The sequence below is a fragment of the Gaiella sp. genome, assembly GCF_035558935.1.
Taxonomy (GTDB): Bacteria; Actinomycetota; Thermoleophilia; order Gaiellales; family Gaiellaceae; genus Gaiella.
On the sequence record NZ_DATMBZ010000020.1, the window covers coordinates 1 to 5,074 of the forward strand.

Annotated in this window: 6 protein-coding genes; 3 read left to right on the top strand and 3 right to left on the bottom strand. The window is 69.0% G+C overall.

What is annotated here, in order from left to right; genetic code table 11:
• Positions 1-185, bottom strand: a 185-nt coding sequence (locus VNM44_RS02125; protein ID WP_325622088.1) for a hypothetical protein, incomplete at its 3' end; no start/stop codon positions are given.
• On the opposite strand from VNM44_RS02125, the gene VNM44_RS02130 reads away from it, so the two are divergent.
• The gene (locus tag VNM44_RS02130; protein ID WP_325622090.1) at positions 166-1,380 is read left to right on the top strand and encodes a low temperature requirement protein A; all 1,215 of its coding nucleotides are present in this window, start codon (positions 166-168) and stop codon (positions 1,378-1,380) included. The two genes, VNM44_RS02125 and VNM44_RS02130, sit on opposite strands and share 20 nt — an antisense overlap.
• Positions 1,377-1,868 (top strand): HIT domain-containing protein, encoded by a 492-nt coding sequence (locus VNM44_RS02135; RefSeq protein WP_325622092.1) that lies wholly within the window; start codon positions 1,377-1,379, stop codon positions 1,866-1,868. Before VNM44_RS02130 ends, VNM44_RS02135 begins: the two co-directional genes overlap by 4 nt.
• Here the strand turns inward: VNM44_RS02135 and VNM44_RS02140 are convergent.
• Both VNM44_RS02140 and VNM44_RS02145 read right to left on the bottom strand, forming a co-directional pair.
• Positions 1,865-2,761, bottom strand: coding sequence for a hypothetical protein (locus VNM44_RS02140; RefSeq protein WP_325622094.1), 897 nt, complete (start codon positions 2,759-2,761; stop codon positions 1,865-1,867). The two genes, VNM44_RS02135 and VNM44_RS02140, sit on opposite strands and share 4 nt — an antisense overlap.
• A gap of 225 nt (positions 2,762-2,986) precedes the next feature.
• Complete coding sequence (locus VNM44_RS02145) at positions 2,987-3,232, bottom strand: hypothetical protein (RefSeq protein ID WP_325622096.1); 246 nt, start codon at positions 3,230-3,232, stop codon at positions 2,987-2,989.
• A 474-nt stretch (positions 3,233-3,706) separates the two neighbouring features.
• Here VNM44_RS02145 and VNM44_RS02150 point away from each other — a divergent pair, with 474 nt between their 5' ends.
• Positions 3,707-4,303, top strand: a complete 597-nt coding sequence (locus tag VNM44_RS02150) for a PASTA domain-containing protein (RefSeq protein WP_325622098.1) — start codon at positions 3,707-3,709, stop codon at positions 4,301-4,303.
• Positions 4,304-5,074: the final 771 nt, after the last annotated feature.

Genomic DNA, 5,074 nt, shown 5'->3' on the forward strand with positions numbered 1-5,074 from the left:
GCGTCGGGCCGCTCGGCGATCTCCATCGTGTGCATCACCACGACGTCGATCGCGCGTCCTGTCGCGGGCGTCTTGTTCGGGCTCTCGACGAACGGGTACGGCAGACGTCCACCCTCCGGGTCGGCGCCGCAGCCGGCCGAGCATACGCTGTGCGAGGATCGAGCCGTGGAGGCGCAGGCTCGCACGCGGCGGCTCACCGCAGTGAGGCGCGAGGAGGAGCGCGTCACGACGCTCGAGCTCTTCTTCGACCTCGTGTTCGTGCTCGCGTTGACCCAGTGCACCGCGCTCATGGCGGAGACGCCGACCTGGGAGGGGCTCCTCCAGGCGCTGTTCGTGCTGGTCGTGCTGTGGTGGTCGTGGGGCGGCTATGCGTGGTTGACGAGCGTCGTCGATCCCGAGGAGGGCGCGGTGCGGATCGCGATGTTCGCGGCGATGGCCGCGTTCCTCGTCGCCGCGCTCGCCGTGCCGCACGCGTTCGGGGACGACGCACTCGTCTTCGCGTGCGCGTACGGGCTCGTCCGCCTCGCGCATATCTGGCTCTTCACGATCGCGAGCCGCGACGATCCGGGACTGCGCCGGTCCGTGACGGGGCTCGCAGGGAGCACCGCGACCGGCGTCACGCTCCTCGCGGCGGCGTCCTTCACCGACGGCGTCGCGCAGGGCGCGCTCTGGGCCGCCGCGATCGCCCTCGACGTCGGCATCCCGTTCCTCTTCTTCGCCGAGGGCTGGAAGCTGATGCCCTCCCACTTCGCGGAGCGGTACGGGCTGATCGTGATCATCGCCCTCGGAGAGTCGATCGTCGCGATCGGCGTCGGCGCGAACGAGATCGTGGACGGCGGCGTGATCGCGGCGTCCGTTCTCGGCGTGGCGCTCGCGGCGGCGTTCTGGTGGCTCTACTTCGACGTCATCGCGTGGCTCGGCCAGAAACGACTCTCGCAGGCGACGCCGGGCAGGGAGCAGAACGAGCTTGCGCGCGACTCCTACTCGATCATCCACTTCCCGCTCGTCGCGGGGATCGTGCTGGCGGCGTTCGGGCTCAAGAAGACGATCGAGCACGTCGGCGACCCCCTCGACTCCGTGCCGGCTGCCGCCCTGGTCGGAGGCGTCGCCGTCTACCTCCTCGGCCATGTCGCGTTCCGCTGGCGCCAGGTGCACTCGCTCAGCCGCCAGCGGTTGCTCGCGGCGCTCGCAAGCCTCCTGCTGTACCCCGTCGCGCTCGCGGTCCCCGCGATCGCCACACTCGCCCTCGTTCTCGCGGTCCTCTGCCTGCTGATCGTGTACGAGGTGACGCGGTTCGCCGAGAGTCGCGCGCGCGTCCGGAACGAGCTCGCGCACGGACAACTTCCGGGCGCGATGGCCGCGGCGAGGATCCAGGAGTGACCCGGCCGCTCTGGGCGCCCTGGCGCCTCGCGTACATCGGGGAGGCCGGGAACCAGGAGACGTGCGTCTTCTGTGCCGAAGCGGCGGACGAGCGCGGCGAGGACAGCCTCGTCGTCGCGCGCGGCGAGCACGCGTTCGTGTTGCTGAACAAGTTCCCGTACTCCTCGGGGCACGTGATGGTCGCGACGCTGCGTCACGTCGGCGAGCTCGACGCGCTCACGACGGCCGAGGCGGCGGAGATCCACGTCCTCACGACCCGCTCGCTCGAGGCTCTGCGCCGCGTCTACCGACCCGACGCGTTCAACGTCGGCTGGAACCTCGGGCAGGTCGCGGGCGGGTCGATCTCGGGCCACCTCCACGAGCACGTCGTCCCGCGCTGGGCGGGCGACACGAACTTCATGCCGGTGCTGGCGGACATCAAGGTCGTCCCGGAGCACCTCCTCGAGACCCGCGAGCGTCTCCGCGCGGCCTGGCCGAACTCCGGCTAGCCGAGCGCCTCGGACAGGCGCGCCATCGCCGCCCAGGCGGCGGGGGTGCTCGTCTGGAGGTCGTAGAGGCTCCAGCCGGTCACCGTGCCGTCGTCGAGCACCGCATCAGTGAATGCCTTCAGCTCCTCGGAGCTCATGCGATTCGCGACTCCGCCGGCCGCATGGACGGGAACGCCGGTCCCGACCGCGGCCCGGAGCAGCCGGAGCGAGCGGGCGACGTAGCCGTACGTCGCGTCGTAGCCCTTGAAGCCGCCGCCCGTGTACAGCATCGGCACCAACGCATCGACACGCGACGCGATCTGCGTCCACGGGAAGCCGGGCCACCAGCTCAGGTGCCGCTCGAACGCACGCGGCGGGTACGTGATCGCGGCGACCGGCATCGAGCCTCCCTCGGAGCGGAGCGTCGCCAGCAGCGCCAGCATTCGGGCGGTCCGCTTCGCGACGTCCTTGAGCCGAAGCGCCTCGATGTCGAGCGCGACGCCGTCGAAGGCTCCGCCCTGCGGCGTCCGAAACGAGAGCAGCGCCCGCGTCCGCCGGAGGTCGAGGGCCTGGTTCTGGTGCCCCGGCAGGTACCAGCCGACGACGAGGATCCCGCGCGCGTGGAGGGCGTCCACGACCCCGCCTAGCCGGGCCGGGTCGACCACGTCGGTCTTCGAGCGGTCGTTCGCCGTCTCGATCCAGGCGGTCGTCACGCCCCGGGCCGCGAGTCGCGAGGCGACGAGGTTCGGCGTGCGGTAGAGCGTCGTGTCGTAGACGTCGACCCACGTCCCGAGGCCCCGGAAGACCTCCGCGGACGGCGCCGAGCGCGCCGGGGCCGCCCGTCCTCCCGGTGACTCGACCGCGCTCCCGGCGACGAGCGCTGCGACGACGACGGCGAGGGCGAGAGCACGCATCGGCGGCAGCCTACGCCGGGTGTGTGAGCGTTCCGTGAGTCACCCGGCTTCGATGGAGGCGCGAACCTCTGGCTCGACGGACGTCCCGGCGAAGGCCTGGCCCACCCCGGGACGCATGGACGTCAGGTGCCGGTCGGAACGCGCCTCCGGGCTCATTGTCTGCGCGACCTTCCACCGCGCATGCCTCAAACGGGTGGCGCTGCCGAGAGGACGCTCGCGCGAGGATCAGAGGCGCTCGCGGAAGCGCCACCGCTCGTCCGCAAGCAGGAGCTCGCGGAGCTCCTCGAGCCCTGCCGGTGCCTTCTCCAGCGCCGACAGCACGGCCGTCTTCTCGTCCCGGCTCAGCGCGACGACGCTCGCGCGGAAGAGGAGCGCCTGCTCGAGCTTCGCCCCGACCGGCTTGCCCATGATCGCCGCAAGCTGCCGGACGAGCCGCTCGTCGACGGGAACGCCGCTCAGGAGCACGGGCACCCGCCGGGGTTGCCTCTCCGTTGGCGCATGTGTCAGTTGTAGCGCATCCGCGTGGGCGCGAAACCGCAGCGCTGCCTGGGCGGATGCTCCCTCGACGCACCGCGGTGAAACGGACGGTTGACTGTCCACGGTTCGCGTGGAACACTCGGCTGGCAAGACGGGGAGAGGGGAGCAAACGGGGGAGCAACCGTCGGTGCGGCGGACGGTAATGGGGAATGGTTCCCGACACCTGGTCGGGCCGTAACTGCTTCCCCCTCTCCCCAAGAAGACACGTCGGCAAAGGTGGCAAGACCCCCGGGGGAGGCGATATATGGAGTGTTGGTGCGCGTGCGAATGACTGTCGCCGACCCTTGACGACGATCAAGGCATCGCGCCGTCCCACCTGACGAGCCGTCCGACAGTTTCGCGAATGGCGTTTGTACGTCAGCCGAGGTCGCACGCCAGCGACCAGAGCATCCGACGCGGAGGGCGTCCATGCAGCGACAACTGTTCATTCTGGCGGTGCTGGCGGCACTGATCGTTCCCTTTGCCGCCAACGCTCAACGCGGCGCGTATGGGGTGGAAATCCGCAAGGCGACTGTGAACCGCGACCGTTCGGTGACGATCGCGTGGGCGCTCGAAAGCGCGAACGTCTCCAACGACTCGATCGTCATCGATGGGGCGACCGTCAGGAGCGCGTCCGACGGTGCGACGACTTTTACGACACGACCTCTTTCGGGTGGCTGGCACACCATTACGATCAACGTGCGCGAGTTCTTCGAGACCTACACGCCCTCGGACTCGTCGTGCTCGGTGTCCGGTGGGCACTACCTGTGCGCACGAAGCTGGCGTGGCTCGATGCGCGTCAACGTACCTCTCGAGGCGCACTGCGTTCTCCCACGCGTCGTCGGACTTCAGCTGGCCGAGGCAAAGGCGCGAATCACGAACGCGAGATGCACAATGGGCGCTCTCGAGCGTGTCCACTCCAAGCGACAGGCGGGCACCGTCGTGGCCCAACATCCGACGAAGGGGAAGCGACAGCTTCCCGAAGCCACGGCGATCCGACTGGTGGTGAGTATCGGTCCGCGCTGACCGACGCTCGATTACGACGGCCCTCGAACAGCGGTTCGCGGGCGGCCTACGTAATCTGTCTATGCGAACATATGTTCCCGGCGGGCGAGCCTCCAGGCCCCCGGCTGGGGGAAACCGTCCTACAGGGACGGTCGTGTCGGGCGGTATCCCCGTCAGGACGCCTTCCTGCAGCACGTGCGGGCGAACCTCTCGATCAGCTCGGCCGCAACATCACCGCCTCCGTACTGCATCGCGCTGTTCCTACGCACCGCTGTGTGCGGGACGTAGCCGGACTATGAACATCCGCAGGCGACCGCGTCTTCGTGCCGAGATCGAGCGCAATCGGCTTTCGCGAAGCTGCCAAGACGGCACTGATGACGTGGGTAAGAGGGAGGCGCGATGGTGTTGCTCGAGCATCTGTCGGATGTGGACATCGCCAGGAATCATGTCGCCAGCCTAAGGAGCGAGCCCTCCGCCGTCGTCATCAGCGGCGACGCGCCGTGTGTAACGCTGACGACAGAGCCAACTCGCGCGACGCGCCAGGGCAGTCTCGGGCTGCCTGGGGCTTCGAACCCTGGGAGGAATCTGGGTACCGACGCTGGTCGGACCTTCTCGCCGAAACCGGCGACACACATGCAGCATTCGAGATCGCACTCCGGGCAATCACGGCGCGCCAGCCCGTTCCGAGCTGAGTCGCGCCACCCCGCAATGACCGAGTACTGCCGGCTGGCAATCGCCTACCCAGATCTACATGACTAAAGACATATATCCCCCGACCCAGCGATGTCCATA